At 72.7% G+C, this 18,227-nt stretch carries 18 protein-coding genes; 12 read left to right on the top strand and 6 right to left on the bottom strand.

Translation table 11 applies throughout. The annotated features are described in order from the left end of the window. Positions 1-552: 552 nt before the first annotated feature. The 3 genes from WMF20_RS43115 (at position 553) to WMF20_RS43105 (ending at position 1,446) form a co-directional block, all read left to right on the top strand. Positions 553-882 (top strand): hypothetical protein, encoded by a 330-nt coding sequence (locus WMF20_RS43115; RefSeq protein ID WP_437333973.1) that lies wholly within the window; start codon positions 553-555, stop codon positions 880-882. A 70-nt stretch (positions 883-952) separates the two neighbouring features. After that, positions 953-1,186: a hypothetical protein gene (locus WMF20_RS43110; protein WP_437607549.1), complete on the top strand. Its 234-nt coding sequence runs from the start codon at positions 953-955 to the stop codon at positions 1,184-1,186. Between the two features lie 11 nt (positions 1,187-1,197). Beyond that, on the top strand, positions 1,198-1,446 hold the full coding sequence (locus WMF20_RS43105; protein ID WP_437607548.1) for a hypothetical protein: 249 nt from the start codon (positions 1,198-1,200) through the stop codon (positions 1,444-1,446). A 58-nt stretch (positions 1,447-1,504) separates the two neighbouring features. Here the strand turns inward: WMF20_RS43105 and WMF20_RS43100 are convergent, their stop codons facing one another. Then, on the bottom strand, positions 1,505-2,347 hold the full coding sequence (locus WMF20_RS43100; RefSeq protein WP_437607547.1) for a fibro-slime domain-containing protein: 843 nt from the start codon (positions 2,345-2,347) through the stop codon (positions 1,505-1,507). Positions 2,348-2,870: 523 nt separating this feature from the next. On the opposite strand from WMF20_RS43100, the gene WMF20_RS43095 reads away from it, so the two are divergent. The 4 genes from WMF20_RS43095 to WMF20_RS43080 all read left to right on the top strand — a co-directional run bounded on the left by WMF20_RS43095 (position 2,871) and on the right by WMF20_RS43080 (position 7,203). After that, positions 2,871-3,152 carry a hypothetical protein gene (locus WMF20_RS43095; RefSeq protein ID WP_437607545.1) on the top strand — a complete coding sequence of 94 codons (282 nt, stop codon included), beginning with the start codon at positions 2,871-2,873 and terminating at the stop codon, positions 3,150-3,152. Positions 3,153-3,375: 223 nt separating this feature from the next. Beyond that, positions 3,376-4,932, top strand: coding sequence for a YncE family protein (locus WMF20_RS43090; RefSeq protein WP_437607543.1), 1,557 nt, complete (start codon positions 3,376-3,378; stop codon positions 4,930-4,932). Then, entirely contained in the window at positions 4,929-6,341 is a 1,413-nt protein-coding gene (locus tag WMF20_RS43085; RefSeq protein WP_437607542.1) for a YncE family protein, read from the top strand. Before WMF20_RS43090 ends, WMF20_RS43085 begins: the two co-directional genes overlap by 4 nt. A 217-nt stretch (positions 6,342-6,558) precedes the next feature. Then, entirely contained in the window at positions 6,559-7,203 is a 645-nt protein-coding gene (locus WMF20_RS43080) for a DUF2267 domain-containing protein (protein WP_437607540.1), read from the top strand. A 44-nt stretch (positions 7,204-7,247) separates the two neighbouring features. Here the strand turns inward: WMF20_RS43080 and WMF20_RS43075 are convergent, their stop codons facing one another. After that, on the bottom strand, positions 7,248-7,451 hold the full coding sequence (locus tag WMF20_RS43075) for a hypothetical protein (protein WP_437607539.1): 204 nt from the start codon (positions 7,449-7,451) through the stop codon (positions 7,248-7,250). A 516-nt stretch (positions 7,452-7,967) separates the two neighbouring features. On the opposite strand from WMF20_RS43075, the gene WMF20_RS43070 reads away from it, so the two are divergent. The 4 genes from WMF20_RS43070 (at position 7,968) to WMF20_RS43055 (ending at position 12,793) form a co-directional block, all read left to right on the top strand. Beyond that, entirely contained in the window at positions 7,968-9,185 is a 1,218-nt protein-coding gene (locus WMF20_RS43070) for a hypothetical protein (RefSeq protein ID WP_437607537.1), read from the top strand. A gap of 116 nt (positions 9,186-9,301) precedes the next feature. Then, positions 9,302-10,309: an expansin EXLX1 family cellulose-binding protein gene (locus tag WMF20_RS43065; protein ID WP_437607536.1), complete on the top strand. Its 1,008-nt coding sequence runs from the start codon at positions 9,302-9,304 to the stop codon at positions 10,307-10,309. A gap of 207 nt (positions 10,310-10,516) precedes the next feature. After that, the gene (locus WMF20_RS43060; RefSeq protein WP_437607534.1) at positions 10,517-11,620 is read left to right on the top strand and encodes an alpha-hydroxy acid oxidase; all 1,104 of its coding nucleotides are present in this window, start codon (positions 10,517-10,519) and stop codon (positions 11,618-11,620) included. Positions 11,621-11,878: 258 nt separating this feature from the next. Beyond that, on the top strand, positions 11,879-12,793 hold the full coding sequence (locus WMF20_RS43055) for a metallophosphoesterase (RefSeq protein WP_129579688.1): 915 nt from the start codon (positions 11,879-11,881) through the stop codon (positions 12,791-12,793). Between the two features lie 32 nt (positions 12,794-12,825). Here WMF20_RS43055 and WMF20_RS43050 read toward each other — a convergent pair whose 3' ends face one another. Both WMF20_RS43050 and WMF20_RS43045 read right to left on the bottom strand, forming a co-directional pair. Continuing rightward, the gene (locus tag WMF20_RS43050; RefSeq protein WP_437607532.1) at positions 12,826-13,239 is read right to left on the bottom strand and encodes a hypothetical protein; all 414 of its coding nucleotides are present in this window, start codon (positions 13,237-13,239) and stop codon (positions 12,826-12,828) included. 297 nt (positions 13,240-13,536) lie between these two features. Next, positions 13,537-14,472: a Kazal-type serine protease inhibitor family protein gene (locus WMF20_RS43045; protein ID WP_437607531.1), complete on the bottom strand. Its 936-nt coding sequence runs from the start codon at positions 14,470-14,472 to the stop codon at positions 13,537-13,539. A 986-nt stretch (positions 14,473-15,458) separates the two neighbouring features. Here WMF20_RS43045 and WMF20_RS43040 point away from each other — a divergent pair. Beyond that, complete coding sequence (locus WMF20_RS43040; RefSeq protein WP_129579686.1) at positions 15,459-16,685, top strand: ROK family transcriptional regulator; 1,227 nt, start codon at positions 15,459-15,461, stop codon at positions 16,683-16,685. 182 nt (positions 16,686-16,867) lie between these two features. Here the strand turns inward: WMF20_RS43040 and WMF20_RS43035 are convergent, their stop codons facing one another. Both WMF20_RS43035 and WMF20_RS43030 read right to left on the bottom strand, forming a co-directional pair. Then, positions 16,868-17,296 (bottom strand): membrane spanning transport protein, encoded by a 429-nt coding sequence (locus WMF20_RS43035; RefSeq protein WP_437607529.1) that lies wholly within the window; start codon positions 17,294-17,296, stop codon positions 16,868-16,870. Positions 17,297-17,313: 17 nt separating this feature from the next. Further along, positions 17,314-18,093: a helix-turn-helix domain-containing protein gene (locus WMF20_RS43030; protein ID WP_437607528.1), complete on the bottom strand. Its 780-nt coding sequence runs from the start codon at positions 18,091-18,093 to the stop codon at positions 17,314-17,316. Positions 18,094-18,227 lie beyond the last annotated feature (134 nt).

Raw genomic sequence — 18,227 nt, 5'->3', positions numbered from 1 at the left:
CCGATCGCGTTGATCAAGCGAGAAACCAACCGCCAAGCCGCCATGGACGCCAAGATGGGATTCACGTCTCGGCCTCTTGCGCGAACGGCCTCTCCCCGACGAGCCTCGGCGTCCCCGATCTAACTCCACCCCCGCGCCGACGCCCGTATCCCATCCCGCAGGCTCCGCAGCAGCACCACCCCCGACAGGTCCGCCCCCGCCTCCGCGAACGCCTGCGCCAGCGTCCTCCACGCTGGCGGTGTTCCAGAGCCGCACCGCCGCGGCGTTGGCCCAGCGAAAGCGCAGGTGCTCCGGATCGAGGACCAGCGTGACCAGGCGGGAGGAAGCGAGCGGGGCAAGGCGTTCATCAAGCGTCATTCGGGACCCCGCCAGCTCGACAGAGCCGCTGGCCGTCAAGGCATAAGCTCGCTTACGTTCGAACGCAACCCGGCGATCGAGCGAGCGGGACGGGCGCCGCTGCGCCGCGCGGCGCTCCGGCTGGCGTGCGCGCGCGTGCGCCGCGCGGCGGCCGCCGCCTGGACGAGCCGGCGCCGCTCCGGCAGGCTCGGGCGCATGAGGTCATTCATCGCGACGATGGTCTACGAGCTTCACCCGGATACCCCCGCGGACGCGAGGAAGCTCCTCCGGGCGCACCTCGTCGGCAGGCGCTGGCAGGACAGGCACGAGGGCGCGGCGATGCCGTCGACCGCGGTCTGGATCCGCCGCTCGGCGGAGGATCACGAGACGACCGACGACCTGCACGCCGCGTGCGCGCGCGATCTCGCGGAGGCGGCTGCCGCCGTCGCGCGGGCGGGGCGCCCGATCCAGGTGACGCGCGCGTGGATTCAGGTGAGCGGCGCAGGGACGTACGGGCTCGCCCCGGCGGCGCGGCCGGCGGGCTGAGCGCCGCGCGGAAAGCCGGGCCTCGCCGCGGCATTTCGGTTACGCTCGGGTGGCTCGAAAGGAGGCGACGATGGCTCGAAGGCTGGGTATTGGCACGGTGCTGCTCTCGCTGGTCACGCTCGCGTCCAGCTGCGGGGGGCTCTCGACGGAGGCGTCGCAGCAGCGCTGTGATCAGCTGCGCGACGCGGTGCCGTCCTGCGCCACCGACGAGAGCTACGACGCGTGCGTGAGCTGCTACGAGGAGTGCGGCGACGACTGCGAGCCGTCGGGCGCCTGCCCCCAGACATTCACCTGCGCGGAGTGAGAGGGAGCATCATGAGCAAGAGCAGAGCAGATTCGTGGGTCGTCGCCGTCCTCTTCGCGGGCGCGCTCGGGGGCGCCGCGCTCGGCTGCGGCGGCGGCTACGACGAGGACGAGGCGAGGGCGGCGTGCGACGCCCTGGTCGGCCAGGTCGCCACGTCCGACGAGGCCGCGTACGACGATTGCATGGACTGTCACATGGAGTGCGGCTCGGACTGCGCCGTGCAAACGAGCTTCCCCCCCCAGTTCGTCTGCGAGGACTAGGCGGCACCTGGCGAGCTGCCGAGCGGCCGCGTCGGCCGATCGCGCTCGCTCCCCGGCGTCACTTGACCTCGACGCCGCAGTTGATGAACTCGATCGAGGTTTCGATCCGGAAGTGCGAGTCGGTCACGTGGCGCTCGGCGAAGAAGAAGTCGAGCTGATACGTTTGTCCGACCTCGAGGCCGAGATCGTCGAGGTCGACGACCTTGGTCTGCTCGACGTGGACGCCGCCGAGGTCGACCACCTTCTTGCCGTTGATGTACGTGAAGACGTCGTCGTCGCCGGCGAACGTGAACCGCTCGCCGCCCTTGTACTCGAAGCCCATGTGCATCTCGAAGGTGAAGTGGTAGTTGTGCGACCGCCCCTCGTTGCCGAACAGCGCGTTGTCGATCGGGAAGAACTCCTGGTCGCTGTACGTCCACACGCCGTCGTTGTCGGGGTCCTCGAACTGCAGCGTGAGGTTCATCGGCATGTTCACGCCTTCGATGTCGCGGAACCACTGATCGAAGGCCTCCTTGCCGGTCGTGCTCCTCGTGCCCTCCGCCCCGCCGGCGTAGACGGGCTTCAGGTCCGGTCCGAGGGTGTCGGTGACGATCTCATGGTCGTCGCAGCCGACACACTTGCCGGAGTCCTGCGGCTCCATGTCGGGGTGCTCCTCCTTGAAATCGCGCACCCGGCCGGTGAACCTGCCGTCGCACGACTCGCCGGTCTGCTGGTTCCCGCCGGGCATCTCGCCGCCGCCGCCGACGCCGCCGCTGGGATTGACCGAGCCGAAGCTCTCATCGTATCCCCCGGTCCCCGCGGGCCCAGGCCCTCCCGGGCCGCCAGGGCCGTTCGAGGACGTGTTGCCGCCGCTGGGCCTGCCCTCATTCGTCGTCGCGCTGCACCCACCCAACAAGCCCACAAGCGCAAGCGCTGCCAAGCCAACCGCTGTCTTCCTCATCGTTAACCTCGCGTTAAGATGCCGTCCCGAAGCCCTGACGGTAAAATAGCATGAGGCCGCCACGCATGTGCGGTGACGTTGTGCGTCATCCGATGGAATCGCACACGCTAGACGCGCTCTGGATTTGCTGAGGCTGGTATTTTCTATCATTGCCGCTCGCCGGACGCTCAGGGCCAGAGGCCGCGCGATCCGAGGGGCGAGATTGTTTGAACTCATACAATAAACTTCTTCTCCATCGCGAGTACCGGTGTTGGACCGCGCGGCGCCTCCCGGCGAGCCGCCAAGGGGGCGAGCGCTCGCTGCGCGCCGGCCGTCGGCGCGAGCCGCGCGGCGCCCGCGCTCCCGAGCTCCTCGCGGGCCGGCCTCGACCGCATCGACGGCTGTGCCCGGCGCTGCGGGCGCGCTTCACCCGCAGGCAGCGGCGCGAGCCTGGATCCAGGATTGCTTGCGGAGCACGAGACGCGGAATGCGGAAGGAGGAAGCGATGATGATCGATCAACGACGTGACGCCGCGGAGCGGACGGCCGCGCAGACCGGGGCAGAAGGTCACGCCGCGCTCGGCGCGCCGCCGGAGGACATCGGGCACGGCCCCGGGCTCGATCCGCCGGCCGAGCCCCCCGACGACGACGCGGAGCCGGGCGATGAGGCGTATGCGGACCGGCCCGCCGGCATTTCACCGTCCGCGCCGAAGGACGGGCGCGAGCCCGTCGGGCAATCCGACTACACCGATGTCGCGGCGATCCAGCGGCCGCCGGCCGACTCCTGAGCTGGCGGCCACAGCCACGCTCGCCTGATCCGCCGGTAACGCTCGCCCGGCCGCGCGCCTTCCCGATAGCAGCGCGATTTCTCCGTGCGTCATTTTCTTCGCGGCTCGCGGCTCGCGACGTCGCCGCGTCCCTTGTCCGCTGCGCTGCGACGAGGGGCTCGACATCCGGGCACGCTCGGAGTACGCGGGGACCGCTCGTCACGGACAAAGACGCAGGTGCGCAGTGGACCACGAGACGCGGAGCGATATCGAGCCCGCCTCCAGCGCCGCGGACGCGCGGGAGGCCCGCCACGCCGCCGAGGCGACCCCGCTGCCCGCGCAGTGGTCGGAGCCGGAGCCGCCGTCGCGCCGGTCGCCCGCCGCGCCCACCGCCGATGAAGCGAGCTGCCCCGTCTGCCTGGAGCGCATCGCCGCCGGGGTCGCCCTCTGCCCCGAATGCGGGGAGCCGACCGACGGGTCGAAGCGGCCGGTGCGCGCCCCCTCGGTCCCCGACGCCCCCCCGGACGCGAGCTGGCTCTCCCTCCACTGGCGCCCGCTCGTCACGATCGGCGCCATCCTCGGGCTCATCAGCACCGGCGGCGCCCTGCGCTACCTGGCGCCCCACCGGTTCGCGCCGTCCCGGGCCGCGTCGGCGGTCCCTCCGCCGGCCCCCGTGTGCGGGGCGCCGTGCTGGAGCGGCGAGTCGTGCCAGCTCGGCCGCTGCGTCTGGCAGCGCCCCAACAACGTCGGCCACCTCGTCGACGCGCCCTCGGTCGCCGGGCCCTTCTCGCTGCCCAAGGACGCGTTCGACGCGCTCCCGCTCGACCGGGATCGCTTCGCGGTCGCGCTGTCCTCCGGCCTGGAGGTGCGCAGCTCCCGGACCGGCGAGGCGCTGAGCCTCGTCACCGAGGCGCCCAACGTGCGGCGCCTCCACCGCGTGGGCGAGGTCGTCTACGCGACCTCGCCGTCGCGCATCTACGTGATCGACGCCGCCACGACGCGGCTGCTCAAGACGATCGAGCTCGGGGAGGCCGTGGGCGACATCCAGGTCGGCGCCTCGGGCCGGCGCGTGCTCGCCTCGCTGCCCGAGGCGCACGCCGTGGCGATCCTCGCGACCGAGTACCACGCCGAAATCGAGCGCATCCAGTTCGGCGACGACCCGGTGCGCCCGGTGGCCGTCGACGACAGCGGCTCCCGGGCGATCACGACGACGGGCCAGCTCCCGCTGCCCGGCCAGCGCGAGCCGTCGGGGGGTGTCGCCTATCCGTTCGACCCGAGCCGGCTCGGCTCGGAGCAGGATCGCGTGCGCACCTCGATGGTGGGCAACCCGGCCAGCGCGCTGATGAGCCCGGACGGCTCCGTGGGGTTCGTCGCCCTCCGGGCCGAGAACACGCTGGTGCCGCTCACCTGGCTCCCGTCGGGCGCGGTGCGGCAGGAGGCGCGCATCACGACGTGCCGCGAGCCGGAGCAGATCGAGCTCGTCCGGAGCGACCGGCGCGCCGTCGTGCGGTGCAACGAGGGGCGCGCGATCCAGGTCTTCGACCTCTCGAAGCGCGAGCTCCTCCGCGCCGTCACGTTCCCCGGCCGCGCCCTCGACATGGCGGTCGCACCGGACGGGGCGCAGGCGGTGGTGGCGCTGAGCGGCGACGGGGCGGGCTCGGTGGCGCTGATCGATCTGAAGACGTACGCGGCGAAGGTCCACCCGCTCGGCGGCGAGCCGACGCGGATCCGGCTCGCCCCGGACGGCGGCTCGGCGCTCGCGCTCGGCGACCGCGCCAAGGTCGCGTGGGTGCTGCAATGAGCGAGCGCCGCGTCCCGTGCCCGAGCTGCGGCGCCCGGATCGTCGAGGGGGCGCGCAAGTGCCGCGCCTGCAAGGCGTGGCTCGGCGAGCGTCACCGCGGGTCTGCCGCCTCGCTCTCCGGCCGCGAGCCGCGCCTGGCGCGGGCCGCGGTGTCGGTGGCGAGCGGCGTCGCGGCCGTGATCATCGCCACGATCACGAGCCTGAAGTCGCCCGTGGGCGAGGCCCCGCCGCTGACCGCGCTCGAGCCGGACGGCGACGCCTCGGTCAGCGCGCCCGACGACGCGCCGAACCCCGCGGCGTTCGGCCCGGATCCCGAGCCCCCGCCGCCGCCCCCCGAGTCGAAGGGCCGCTGGCGCGCCCGCGATTTCCGGATCGGGGACGTGCACCCGCTCGACGTCGTCTTCAACCCGAGCGGCACGTCGATCTACGTCAGCGCCGACGACGCGTCGCTGCGCGAGTACACGCTGGAGAGCGGCGAGATCATCCACAAGGCGTCGGTGCCGGCGCAGGGCGATCACATCCGGCTCCTGTTCGATCGCTACGTCGCGGTGCTGCGGCACGAGGACGCCGCGCGGATCCCGGTGATGGACACGACGGCGTGGGACCGCGATCCGGTGCTGCTCGACGTCGGCCGGACGCCGGGCGACATCGTGGCGCTCCCGGATGGCCGGACGGTGGTCGCGGCGACGACGGACACGAAGCGGGTGACGAAGTTCGAGCTGCCGACGGGGGTGCGGCTCGCGAACATCACGCTCCCGCACGCGACGGGGCAGCTGTTCCTCGTGCAGGCCGAGGGGCGCCCCTACATCGCGGCGCTCGGCGCGCTGACGCACGCCGGCCGCCCGGCGGGCGCCTGGATCGACCTGTTCGACCCGAGCGAGTCGCCGTTCGGCGCCACGCGGCGGAGCATCGCGGTCGGGCGCGAGCCGCGCGAGGGCGACATCACGCTGGACGGGGGCGCCGTGTTCTTCCCGGATCGGCTGTCCAACACGGCGATCCTGCTGAGCGTCGCCGGGGTGACCGAGACGCGGAAGGCGCCCGTCGGCGTCGGTCCGACGGCGGGCTTCCTGCTCCACGAGGATCGGTACGGCATCACGCTCAACGCCGACGCGCGGACCGCGAGCGTCATCGACCTCTCGACGATGACGGTGAAGAGCACGCTGCCGCTCAGCGGGGTCCCGCGGACGGGGGTGACGTCGCCGGATCGGAAGACGCTCTTCGTGGCGCTCGGCGGGACCCAGTGGCCGCCGTCCGGCAGCGGCGTCGCGGTCATCGCGGGCGATCCGCCGAGGGTCGTCGCGTCGCTGCCCACCGGCAAGGGCGCGTGCGCGGTGGCGGTCTCGAAGGACGGCGCGCGGGCCGTGGTCGCGTCGTACTGGGACCGGTCGATCACGGTGCTCGAGCAGTAGGCCCGGCCGCGTCCGGTGAAGGCGTCCGAGCGCGAGATCCTGCGGATCGACGTGCCGTTCGCGCTCTAGGTTCCCGCTCCCGAGCCGGAGTGCCAGCGAGCTGATGTGGATGTTCGGCGCGTGCTCAGCTCGCCGTCGCCCCTCCCGGGCTCGCGTCGGGGGACCGGTCCCGCCGTGGCATGGGCATCGCTAGATCACGCCAGGAGGGAGGTGCATCATGGACTACGAGCGCTTCGTCGAGGAGGTGCAGCGCCGCGCCGGCTTCGAGGGCCGTGACGAGGCCGAGCGCGCGATCGCGGCGACCGCGCGGACGCTGGGCGAGAGGCTGCTGGAGCGCGAGGCGGCCGCGGTCGCGGGCGGGCTGCCGGGGCCGGTCGCCGCCGCGGTGCGCGGCGCGGCGTATCAGGGCGATTTCGATCGCGATGAGCTCTACGACCGGGTTGCCCGTCGGGAGGGCGCGCCGCGCGGCTTCGGCATGGAGCACGCCCAGGCCGTGTGCCAGGTGATCGCGGAGGCGCTGCCCGAGGCCGAGCGCCTGAGGCTCCAGCGACACCTGCCGGACTGGGCGGACCTGTTCACGCCGCGCGCGGCCGGAGCGCCCCCGCCGCGGCCGGTGCACGCACCGGCGCCGCCGGAGGTCGGTCATGGCTCGACGCTCGCCACGGGGAGGCCCGGCAGCCGTCACCCCCTGAGCGAGGCGCACCCCGCGACGGCGCAGGCGGGGTCGGTCGCCCGATCGGACGAGCCGCACGCAGAGACAAAGCTGTCGAGCAGCCGGGGGCTGACGCAGGAGCGCCTCGGGGACACGCTGGCGGAGGGGCGGCCCGGCCCCGAGCGTCCGGTCAGCGAGACGCAGCGCTGACGACCCCGCCTGGCCGAGAGACAGGCTGGGTGCTGTTGTGTTTCTCAATCCATCCAGATGTTCTTGAGTGCTCGGATGTAAACCGAGCTCGGCTCGTCCGCGTCCGCCCATTCGATCCCATCATCCCTGAGCATCTCAGCGTCGATTAGCTCTTGAATGACAAGATCCATGACGTCTGTGTACGTGAGAGCCTCCTCGAGCGAGCCGTGGGGGAACGGCCACGCTCCCTGATCGGGAACGAATTGCACTTCGTCGCCTTGGTGAGCGGCCAAGTACCAAGCCACGATCGATGCGGATACGGGATTGCCGCAGATTTCTCTGCGAGTGTTTACGGGTAGGTGAGCGAAGCTTACTCGCTCTCTCCGGCTCCAGTTTACCAGCTGATACCCTACACCCATGCGCTGCTCCTCGACATGGCACCTTACCGCAGATCTCTCGACCCGGAGCTGGCGCCGCGCGCCCCGGGGCCACGGTTCCGGCGATGTTTCCCGGGTTGACGCTACCTGCGCTCCGCCCGATAGCTCCCGCATGCGTCCGGGGAACATCCTGGCCCTGCCCGGCGTCGGCCTGCGGCGATGAGCTACCCGTCCCTGCGTGCGTGCGTGGTCGTGTTAGCGCTCACCGCCTGCCGTGGCGGCTCGGATGCGCCGGGCGCCGGGTCGGCGCCGGACGCGGGGGCTGCCGCGCCGTCGCCGTCCGTTGGACCCACCGCGAGCGCGGCGAGCGCGCTGCCCCTGGACGCAGGGGTGGCGGATGACGCAGGGGTGGCGGATGCGGCGGTACCCGACGGCGCACCGCCGGACGCCGCAGCCCCTGACGCCGCAGCGCCGGACGCAGCAGCACCGGACGCAGCAGCGGCAGCCGCAGCCCCCGGCGCGGGCTGCAAGCTCCGGCGGGGGCCCCTCTCGCTCTCGCTCCGCGGGCCGGCGCTGCTCTGGACCCCGGACGAGGCGGCCCGCGCGGACTTCCGCGTCATCTTCAACCGCGACGGCGTGGCGCAACACGTCGCGCCGGCCCTCGGCCCGCTCGCCGTGCCGGCGTCCAGCGGGCTCGCCGCCCCGGGCTCGCCGCCCCGCGACGCCGCGCCCGACGCCGGCGCCGCCGGCGGAGAGCCGGCGCGCGCCTCCTGGCCGGCGTGCGAGGTGGCCTCGCGGTTCGTGTTCTGCATGGATCACGGCGGCACCATCCGGAGGACACCGCTCTGGGGAGGCGAGGGGCCGCCGATCGGCGCCGGCCGCCGCGGCACCGGGATCTCCGCCGTCCCGCTGCCCGGAGGGCACACGCTCCTCGCCTTTCTCTCCGACCGGAAGACGAGCGAGGGCGCCGTGACCCAGGCCTTCGCGGTGCTCGACGACAAGCCCGCCGTGCCGCTCTCCGAGGAGGGCAGCGGCGCCACCTTCGTCGCGCTGTCGCCGTGGAAGGGCGGCGCGCTCGCGATGTACATCGACGCGCGCTCGGCGCTGACCCCGGTGCACGCCCGCACGGTGGGCGTCACGCCGGAGGGCAAGCTCGAGCTCGGGCCCGACGCGGTGCTCTTCGTCGGCGACGCGGGCGAGTCGCGGTTGAACGGCGCGCTCGCGATCGGCGTCGACGGGCCGGCCTTCGTGCTCCTCCCGGCGTCCAAGGACATGTCGGCGTTCGGCATGGCGGCGATCCGCATCGACCAGGCGCCGCGCGACGACATGCCGGCGGTCTGGTCGCTCTACCCCAACGGGCTGAGCCCCGCGCCGATCGCGGCCACGCAGGGCGTCTCGCCGATCCACGTGGCCCGGGTCCGGCCCGTCGCGCGCGAGCCCGGGTCGCCGCACGCGCTCGAGCTCGGTCAGCTCGACGCCGAAGGGCGGTTTCAGCCGCGCTGCCTCGCGGTGGAGGGCAAATCGTTCAAGCACGTCGCGATCGAGGCGGATCGCGACGGCTCGCTGTGGATCGCGTACACGACGGCCTCCGGCACATTCATCGAGCAGCGCGCCCTCGGGCCCTGAAGCCCTCTGCTGCGTTTGACGCGCCGACGCGCTGTTGCGCGGTTGGCCCTCCTGGCGTAATCCAGTCGCGTCGATTCGCGGATATCCACCCCTATCATAAATCTTAAGGAGCCGAGATGAAGCTGGATTACGTGCCCACGGGCATTTTATGGCCACTCCTGTCGCTGATCGCGCTCGGCGTAGCGGGCTGCGGCGACGACGGCAATGGCGACGCCGGCGGTACGGAGAGCACCTCGACCGCCACCGGCGGGGAGGGCGGCGCGGGCGCGGCCGGCGCAGGGGGCGCGAGCGGCGCGACGACGGGCACCGGCGCTGGCCCGGGCAGCTCCACGACGACAGGCACCACCTCGACGAGCAGCGGCGATCCTAGCAACACGACCGCCGCCACCACCACCACCACGGGCGCGGGCGGCGCGTCGGTGAGCTGCGATTATCCCGCGGACCACGCGAACGGCTCGATCACCTTCTACACGCTCGACATGGGCTCGGCCGAGGTGAACTGCAGCTACCAGATCACGGGGCGGAACCCGGACGTCGTCGCGCACGTGCCGTTCGGCGGAGGCCAGTACTTCGCCGCCATGAACACCGAGGATTACAACAGCGCGGGGATGTGCGGCGCGTGCGTGGAGGTCTCCCGCGACGACGGCCGCCGCAAGGTGCAGGCCATGGTCGTGGACCAGTGTCCGATCGCCACGAACCCGAAGTGCGTGAGGGGCCACATCGATCTCAGCAAGAACGCCTTTCTCCAGATCGGCGAAGAGCGCGAGGGGTATCTCGGGACCACCAACGGCGGCGCGGCGGGGAAGATCTCCTGGCGGTACATCCCGTGCCCGACGACGAGCCCCGTCACCTTCCGCCTCAAGGACGCGACCAACAAGTACTGGAACGAGATCCTCGTCGAGGGGCACGCGCACCCGATCGAGAAGGTCGAGGTGGAGATCAACGGCACGTGGCAGACGGCCACGCGGCAGTCGTACAACTATTTCGTCGTCGGCGACGGGAACATGGGGAATGCGCCGTACCATGTCCGCGCCACCGACATCAACGGCTCCACCGTGGAAGCGATGCTCGAGCTCAAGGCCGGGGGACAGCCCGCGAGCGCTCAGTTCCCCGCCTGCAACTGATCCCCGCCTGCAACTGACCGAGCGAGCCTCCGGGCCGCCGCCCGAGGGCGGCCGCCCGGAGGCCCAGCGGTGGACGCGCCCCTCGTGCAGCGCGGCGTAGATCGCGTCGCGCAGCGCGTTCGCCTCCTCGTGCGTGAGCGTCCGCTCCTGGTAGGATGGCCGGCGCCCGCGGCTAGGACGCGGCGCCGCGCTTTCCAGGAGAACGCAGTGCAAGAGCCTCGCCCCGCCCCGTCGCTGCTCACCGTCGACGACTTCGAGCGCGCAGCGCGCGCCCGCCTGTCCAAGATGGCCTATGACTACTACCGATCCGGCGCCGACGAGGGCAGGACGCTCCGGGAGAACCGCAACGCGTTCCGCCGTCTCCAGATTCACTATCGCGTCCTCGTCGACGTCGCCGAGCGGGACATGAGCGTGACCCTGCTCGGCACGACGGTGCCGTTCCCCATCCTTGTCGCGCCCACCGCCTATCAGCGCCTCGCGCACCCCGACGGCGAGATCGCCTCTTCGCGGGCGGCCTCCGAGCTCGGCACCATCTTCACGCTCTCCACCCTCTCGACGACGAGCCTCGAGGCGGTCGCGGAGGCCTCTCCCGGGCCGAAGTGGTTCCAGCTCTACGTCCACAAGGACCGAGGCCTCACGCGCGCGCTCGTCGAGCGGGCCGAGTCGGCGGGCTACCGGGCGCTGATGCTCACCGTCGACACGCCGCTCCTCGGCCGCCGGATCGCGGACGTGCGCAACGGCTTCGCGCTCCCCGAGGGGCTCGTGATGGCGAACCTCCTCGACGTCGCCGCGGCGGCCCCCGCCTCGGAGCGGGGATCGCTGCTCGCGGCCTACGTCGCCTCGCGACACGACGCCTCGCTCACGTGGCGCGACGTCGAGTGGCTCGGCTCGATCACGAGGCTCCCCATCCTGCTCAAGGGCATCATCCGGCCCGACGACGCGGTCCGCGCCCTCGGGGCCGGCGCGGCCGGCGTCGTCGTCTCCAACCACGGCGCGCGGCAGCTCGACGGCGCCCCCGCCACGATCGAGGTGCTCCCCGCCATCGCCGATGCGGTCGCCGGGCGGTGCCTGGTGCTGATGGACGGCGGTGTCCGGTGGGGTACGGACGTGCTCAAGGCGATCGCGCTCGGCGCCCGCGCGGTGCTGGTCGGGCGGCCAGTCCTGTGGGGACTCGCGGCGCTCGGCGGCGAGGGGGTCGCGCGCGTGCTCGGGGGCTTGCGCGATGAGCTGTCGATGGCCATGGCGCTCGCCGGCTGTCCCACCCTGGCTTCCGTCGATCGCGACCTGATCCGCCGGGCTCAGGCACGATGAGGGATGCCGAGTCGCACGAGCGCGGAGTTTTCCAAGATCAGCGCTGTCCAGCGCTGGACCACGCGCTCGTCAGATTGCTGCGCTCCCCGGCATCAAGGCGTCTTCGACGAAAGAAAAGGTGGCGGCCACTCGACCTCACCCGTACACTCGGCGGCCGTGAGCAGTGCAGTACCTGCGAGGGAGCGGTGGCGGGGGCTCTTCCGGCGAGGCGCTGGCGCCTCGGGCGGGGGGCCGGATTCCGGGGGAGCGGACGCGACCATGGGGATTCGCCTCCGCCGCTTCGCGGGGCCGGCGGCTTACCTCGAGCAGGTGTCGTCGCTTCGCATTGCCCACCTGACGGACCAGCATGTCGGCCGGGTGACGTCGGTGCGGGTGCAGCGCGCGGCCGTGGCGCTGACGAACCTGCAGCGGCCCGATCTCGTCGTGCTCACGGGCGACTTCGTGTGTCACAGCCAGCTCTACCTCGATCAGCTGGAAGAGGTGGTGCGCGGCTTCGAGGCGCCGGTGATCGCCGTGCTGGGGAATCACGATCACTGGTCGGGCGCGGACGCGGTGAAGCGCGCGCTCGAGCGGGGCGGCGCCGCGGTGCTCTGCAACGCGAGCACCGTGATCACGCTGGGCCACGAGCGGCTCCAGGTGGTGGGGCTCGACGACGCCTATACCGGCCACGCGTCGCGCGAGAAGGCGGTGAAGGGGATGCGGCGCGATCTGCCGACCCTGGGGCTCTCGCATATCGCCGAGGAGGCGGACGGCCTCTGGCGCCACGGCATCCCGCTGGTGCTCTCGGGTCACACGCACGCGGGCCAGGTGACGGTCGCGCGCCTGAACGAGCTCTCGATCGGCAAGATCGCGGGGCACCGGTACATCCACGGGCTCTACGGGACGCGTAAGCGGGGCGAGCCCGGCCAGGGGGCGGTCTACGTGGGGGCGGGGATCGGCGCGGCGGTGATGCCGCTGCGGCTCGGCGAGCGCGGCCAGCGCGAGGTCGCGATCTTCGAGCTGGGCAGCGAGCCGGGGTCGTTCGACGAGCACCACGCCGAGCAGCTGCCGCTCCGCGGGCGCAAGCCGTCGCCGGAGCTCCTGGCGAGCCGGGCGGCGCGGGTGGCGAGGAACCGGGAACGGCGGGCGCGAGCGCACCGGTACGGCGAGGGGAGCGCGGGGGGAGAGCCGTAGGTCGCCACCGGCTTGCGGCGGCTCGCGCGGCGTCAGCCCGGGTAGAGCGCGCGGCCCAGCGCGGCCTCGAAGGCGGCGCGATCGTGGTAGATCTCGATGCCGCCGGCGGCGAGCTTCGCGAGCCAGACGCCCAGCGCCACGATCTTGGCTCCGACGAGCACGTGCTGGAGCACCGAGCCGTGCTCGCGCGCGGCGCGGAGGTACTCGACCATGCGGACACGCACGATCGAGTCGTAGCCGGTCATCCGCGTGCAATCGACGAACTCGTCGATGTGCCCGTGGAGCGCCATGGCGTGCAACGTGGGCTTGACGAGGCCGGGGACGAGCGATGCGTCGATGTGCCCCGCAAGACGGTAGTAGATGAGATGGCGCCCCGGATACGAGATCTCGATGCTGCCCCGATCGGACTCGTGGCGGACATCGACGGGAAGCGGCGATACGAGCATGTCGTTCTCCTGCGCTTCACGCCCCCAGAGAGCCAGGAAATGGACGTCGAGCGCTGTACCCAATCTACGCCACGCACGCCGCGCGCGCGAGCGCCAGGGAACACATGCCCCCGCCGAACGCGGCGACGACGCGCCGATCGGACAGGCAGATAGGAAACTGGGCTGGAAAAATTCAGATTGCCTGGAGCGCGGCCCCTGGCGGCGCCGGGGCGTTCCGCTCGGCCGCGCCGTCGCGGAGCGGCGTCAGGGAGCCCGCGGCGCCGACGGGGCGGGCAGGGGCGGGGCCGCCGGGGGCGATCACTCGACAGGCGGGGGGTCGCACGCGCCGCGCACGTCGACGGAGATGCCGCTCGCGGCGGCGACGCACGCGTTGGAGTACGTCTGGCCGTCGCAGCCGCACACGGGCGCGAGCTCCTTCGTGCAGACCTCGGGCTTCTCCGCGCAGGTGCCGGCCGCGTCGGCGCGCCCGCAGATCGCGTCGGGCGCGTACTTGCAGTAGAGCCCCTCCCCGCAGACGCGCAGGGCGCCGAGGGTGAAGCCGCCGCAGCTCTCGCCGAGCCCCACCACCGTGGGGCCGCACTCCCCGAGGCTCCTCACCGAGACGCCGGCCGTCGCCGCGACACAGTCGTTGCCGTACGTCAGGCCGTCGCAGCCGCAGACCGGATCGTAATCCTGCCTGCACACCTCGGGCACGAACTCGCACGTGCCGCTGCGGTCGTAAGCGCCGCAGTTCGCCTCGGGGGCGAAGTCGCAATACAGGCCCTCCGCGCAGCCGATGCCCGCGATGCCGGCGCACATCTCGCCGGGCTGCGCGAGGGGCGAGCAGGCGTCGGCGCCGCAGGAGAGCCGGAGCTCCACCTCGACGGGCGTCCGCGGCGAGAGGACCTGCACGACGTACGACCCGGTGCCCCGGCTCTCCCACGTCGCGACGCCCTGCCCCCGGCCGCCCCCGAGCCGCCGGACGTGCCTCAGCCTACCTTCGCTCGTGACCTCGTGGAGCCTGAAGTCGACCGCGGCGCTCCTGCCCCCGGCGATCGGCTGCAGCTCGAGCGTGAGCGTCCTGCCCGGATGGCTCGTGAAGTGCGCGTAGACCGACCGCTCCCGGTCGACCATGAAACGGTTCTCGTGATCGAAATACACGGGGACGACCGCCACGTCGCTCAGCCTGAGCGCGCCCTCGACTGTCCCGGTCTCCTCTAGATCCGCGCCCTCGGCACCGTCGGATGATGCCATGCAGCCAGCGAGCGTTACAGCGAGAACAGCTCCCAGAACATCTGCCATCTTCATGATCGTGCAAACTCCTCGTGAAGAGACACGCCCAGCGCTCCGGGCGTCTCCTCGGAAATGCGAAGCGCGCGCGAGCGGCAGCGCCAGCGCAGCCGCCGGGCGAGCCGACTCGGCCGGCCCTCTCAGGCGGGCGGTTGCCAGGACCCCATCGAGGACCCGTCAATCGCCCCTGAGAGCGCGCGCCGAGCGATCTCGCGCGACGGCCGCCACGCGCGACGCGCCTCGCCGCGATGTCGCCCTATCCTCCATGCCGTCGAGTCCTCGCCCGACCTGGGGCGGTAGTGCGTCTGTATGTCCGCACGCCAGCGCCTTGACGATCGCTCTCCTTCACTCATCCACGTCGTCAGCTCTCATCGACTCAGCGTCTGCTCGCCTCCCGCATGGGCCGTTTGCAATCAGCGTTCCCCGCGAGAAGAGATGAGTCCGCTCGCCGCCGATTTCTGCGGCGTCACGGCACCGCGGAGCGCGGCGGTCGTCGGGTCCGGCCAGGGCCGGGCGGGGCGGACGGCGAGAAGACCGCGCGCACCCCCTGTTCCCACCTCACACGCGGGGATGAGGCGTTCCGCCACATAGGGGGTGCTCATCGTACGACCGCATCCCGCGCTGCGGGGCAGTTTGCTACGCGGAAGACCTGGAGGGGGCGCCGGCAACGCGGGCCCGGTCTCAGCGCGTGTGATGATGACATAACGGCTCCGGCGATCCGCGGGCGCCCGGGGTGTGGAGCGCAGTGGTGCGCGGCCAGCGAGGGGAGGAAACCAAGGGAAAGTGAGGGGGAGGAAAGGGGAGGAGAGGGACGCGGGGAAGCGAGGGAGGCCAGGTGCGCTCGGCGCGCGGGTCGCCGGCGGCGGCGCGCCGCGCGCGTTTCGTGGCGGCGCGGTGGTGACGCCCCTTGCTTTCGCCGCGCGAGAACGGCTAAGTCTCGGTCTGCTCGAATGGTCCGTGCCAACGACAAGACAGCTAGCAACCGCACCCCTCGGGAGCTGAACCGCTCCCTCGTCCTCGATCTCGTGCAGGAGCACGGCCCGATTTCCCGCACGAACCTCGCGCGGTTGAGCGGCCTGACCAAGCCGACGGTCTCGGCCATCATCGAGGAGCTGCTCGAGAACGGCAGCGTCCGCGATGTCGGGACCGAGTCGCGCGGCGGGCGCCCGGCGCGGCTCCTCGAGTTCAACGATGACAGCGCGGCGTACCTGGGCATCGAGATCGGCGTCGAGCAGACGGCCGTTGCCGTGGCCGACGCGCGCGGGCGGATGCGGGCGCGCCTGGAGCAGCCGGCCGTCCTGCGCGATCCGCACCGGACGGTCCGCGACGTGGCCGAGCTGTTGCCCAAGGTGCTGCAGCTGAGCGGGGTGCCGCGGAAGCGGCTGCGCGGCGCCTGCGCCATCGTGCCTGGGCTCATCGAGCGGCCGAGCGGGGTGTGCGTGCTCGCGCCCAACCTGGGCTGGGAGCGGTTCCCGCTGCGCGCGGAGCTCAGCCGCGCGCTGCGCATGCAGGTGCCCGTGTACAACCTGCCTCAGGCGGCGGCGGTGGCGGAGGGGGAGCTCGGCGCCGCGCGAGGACAGGTGTCGTACGTGTGGATCTACGTCGGGCTCGGCGTGGGCGCGGGCCTCGTCGTCGATGGGCGCCTGTTCTTCGGGATGCAGGGGTACAGCGGTGAGATAGGCCACTGCCGCGTCGCTGACGACGGCCCGCCTTGCGGCTGCGGTCGCCGGGGTTGTCTGGAGACGTTCACCTCGGTGATGGCGCTCCGGCGCGCCGCCGAGGCCGCGTCGGCGCGCTCTCCGCAGCTGGCCGCGCTCCCCCGGCCGCACGCGGTCGGCGCCGTCGCGGGCGCGGCGCTCGCCGGCGACGAGAGCGCCCGCGCGATCTTCCACGAGGCGGGCGTGCAGCTCGCGCGCGGCATCGGGGTCTTGCTGAACCTGCTCAACCCCCAGCTCGTCGTGCTGGGCGGCGAGCTGCTCGCCGCGCCCGACATCCTGCTCGAAGGCGTGCGCGAGGAGCTGCCGCGCCAAGCCGTCCGCGCGGGGGCGGTGCCGGTGGTCGCCTCTCCGCTCGGCAGCGAGGCCGGCCTGCTCGGCGCCGTCCTGCTCGCGCGCGAGGGCGCGGTGCGCTCGCTCCGCCTCGTGCCCGACGGCGTGCTCCAGGACAGCGCGCCGTAGCGCGGGGTTCCACGCGGGGAAGAGGATCGGAACCGCAGAGGCGCAGAGGGCACAGAGGCAGAGAAGAGGAGAGATGAGATCTTCTTCTCTCATTCACTGACTCTCTCTCTAATCCTCTGTGCTCTCCGTGCCTCTCTGTGGTTCCAATCCTCTTCATTCGTCTCTCCCCATGCGTGGCATCGCTACGCGGGAGAGGCGCGCTCCCCGCGGGCCGGGCTGCCCGCGGGGGACGCCGAGCCGGAGCGCCGCTCGGCGAAGAGCGGCGCGAAGGCGTGTCGATCGTGCCACGTGAGCGCGCCGAGCAGGCCGAGCAGGATGACGGCGTTGATGCCGGCGCGGGGATCGAGCAGCAGGTGGAACAGCGCGATGTTCACCACGACCGGCCAGAGCAGCGCGAGCGCGAGGGGGCGGCGGCGGTCGAGCAGGAGCAGGACCGCGGCGGTGATCTCCACGGCCTTCACGGCATAGACGTAGCCGCTGTCGACCAGCAGCTGCACGAACGGGTGGAGCGGCTCGGGCACCGGCACGACGCGGACGAATCCGTTGATGCCGCCGAGCAGGACGATGAGACCGAGGGCGACGCGGGCGGCGCCGACAGCGCGAGGGGGCATGGGTCCTCCTTGGGGTTTCAGAGGACCACGATGGGCCCGGCCGAGGCCGGCGCTTGTACGAAGTGGCTGCGCGCCACGGAGCCCGGCGTGCGGCCCAGCGTGGCGGCGACGGCGCGCGCCAGGTGCGCCTGGTCGTGGAAGCCGCCGGCGAGCGCCGCCCGCGCCGGCGCGGCGCCGTCGACGAGCGCCCGGACGGCGGACATGACGCGCAGGAAGGTCACGTAGTCGCGCAGCGGGTGGCCGAAGGCGTCGTGAAACAGGTGCGAGAGCCGCGAGCGCGAGAGGCCCTCGGCCGCGGCGAGCGGGCCCAGCGCGGGGCGGGCCGGCGCCTGCCCCGCGAGGCGATGCATGGCGCGCAGCACGCGGCGGTCGCACGGCGGGCCGCCCGGCGCGAACGCGCGGGCGCACGCCCGCATGAGCTCGCGTGCCGCCGCGTGGTCGAGCCGGCCGCGGAGCACGTCGCGCGCCGCCGCGCGCACCCGATCGGCCTGCGCCCCCTCGAGGACCAGCGCCCGCCCGCGGCCGACCGCCTGCGCGCCGGCGCCGAGCCCGTCGGGCGGCAGGAACACCGTGACCGTCGCGCCCGGCGCGCCGACGGAATGGGCGACCCCGGCGCCGGTGAGCACGGGCGCGCGCGCCCCGAACGGCAGCCCGCCCTCGACGGCGACCTCGAGCGGGCCGTCGAGCGGCACCATCAGCTTGACGAGGTGGAGCGCGTGGCGGCGCGTCGCCCCGGCGCCCTCGACGACGTGCACACCGCCGTGGCCGACAAGCGCCGTGTGCTCGCGAGCCGTCACGCGCAGCAGCGAACCACTCCGGCGCGGGCGGCGCAAGCGCGGAGCCGAGGAGCGCCGCCGCGAGCAGCCGAATCCGAAATGGAACGAGACGCGCGCACGTAATCGCGTCGGCCCTCGATGCCGGGCTGATCCAA

The sequence above is a fragment of the Sorangium sp. So ce834 genome (assembly GCF_051521425.1).
Lineage (GTDB): Bacteria > Myxococcota_A > Polyangia > Polyangiales > Polyangiaceae > Sorangium > Sorangium cellulosum_D.
The sequence above is the reverse complement of the archived record's forward strand: the minus strand, read 5'-3'. Positions and strand labels throughout refer to the sequence as shown.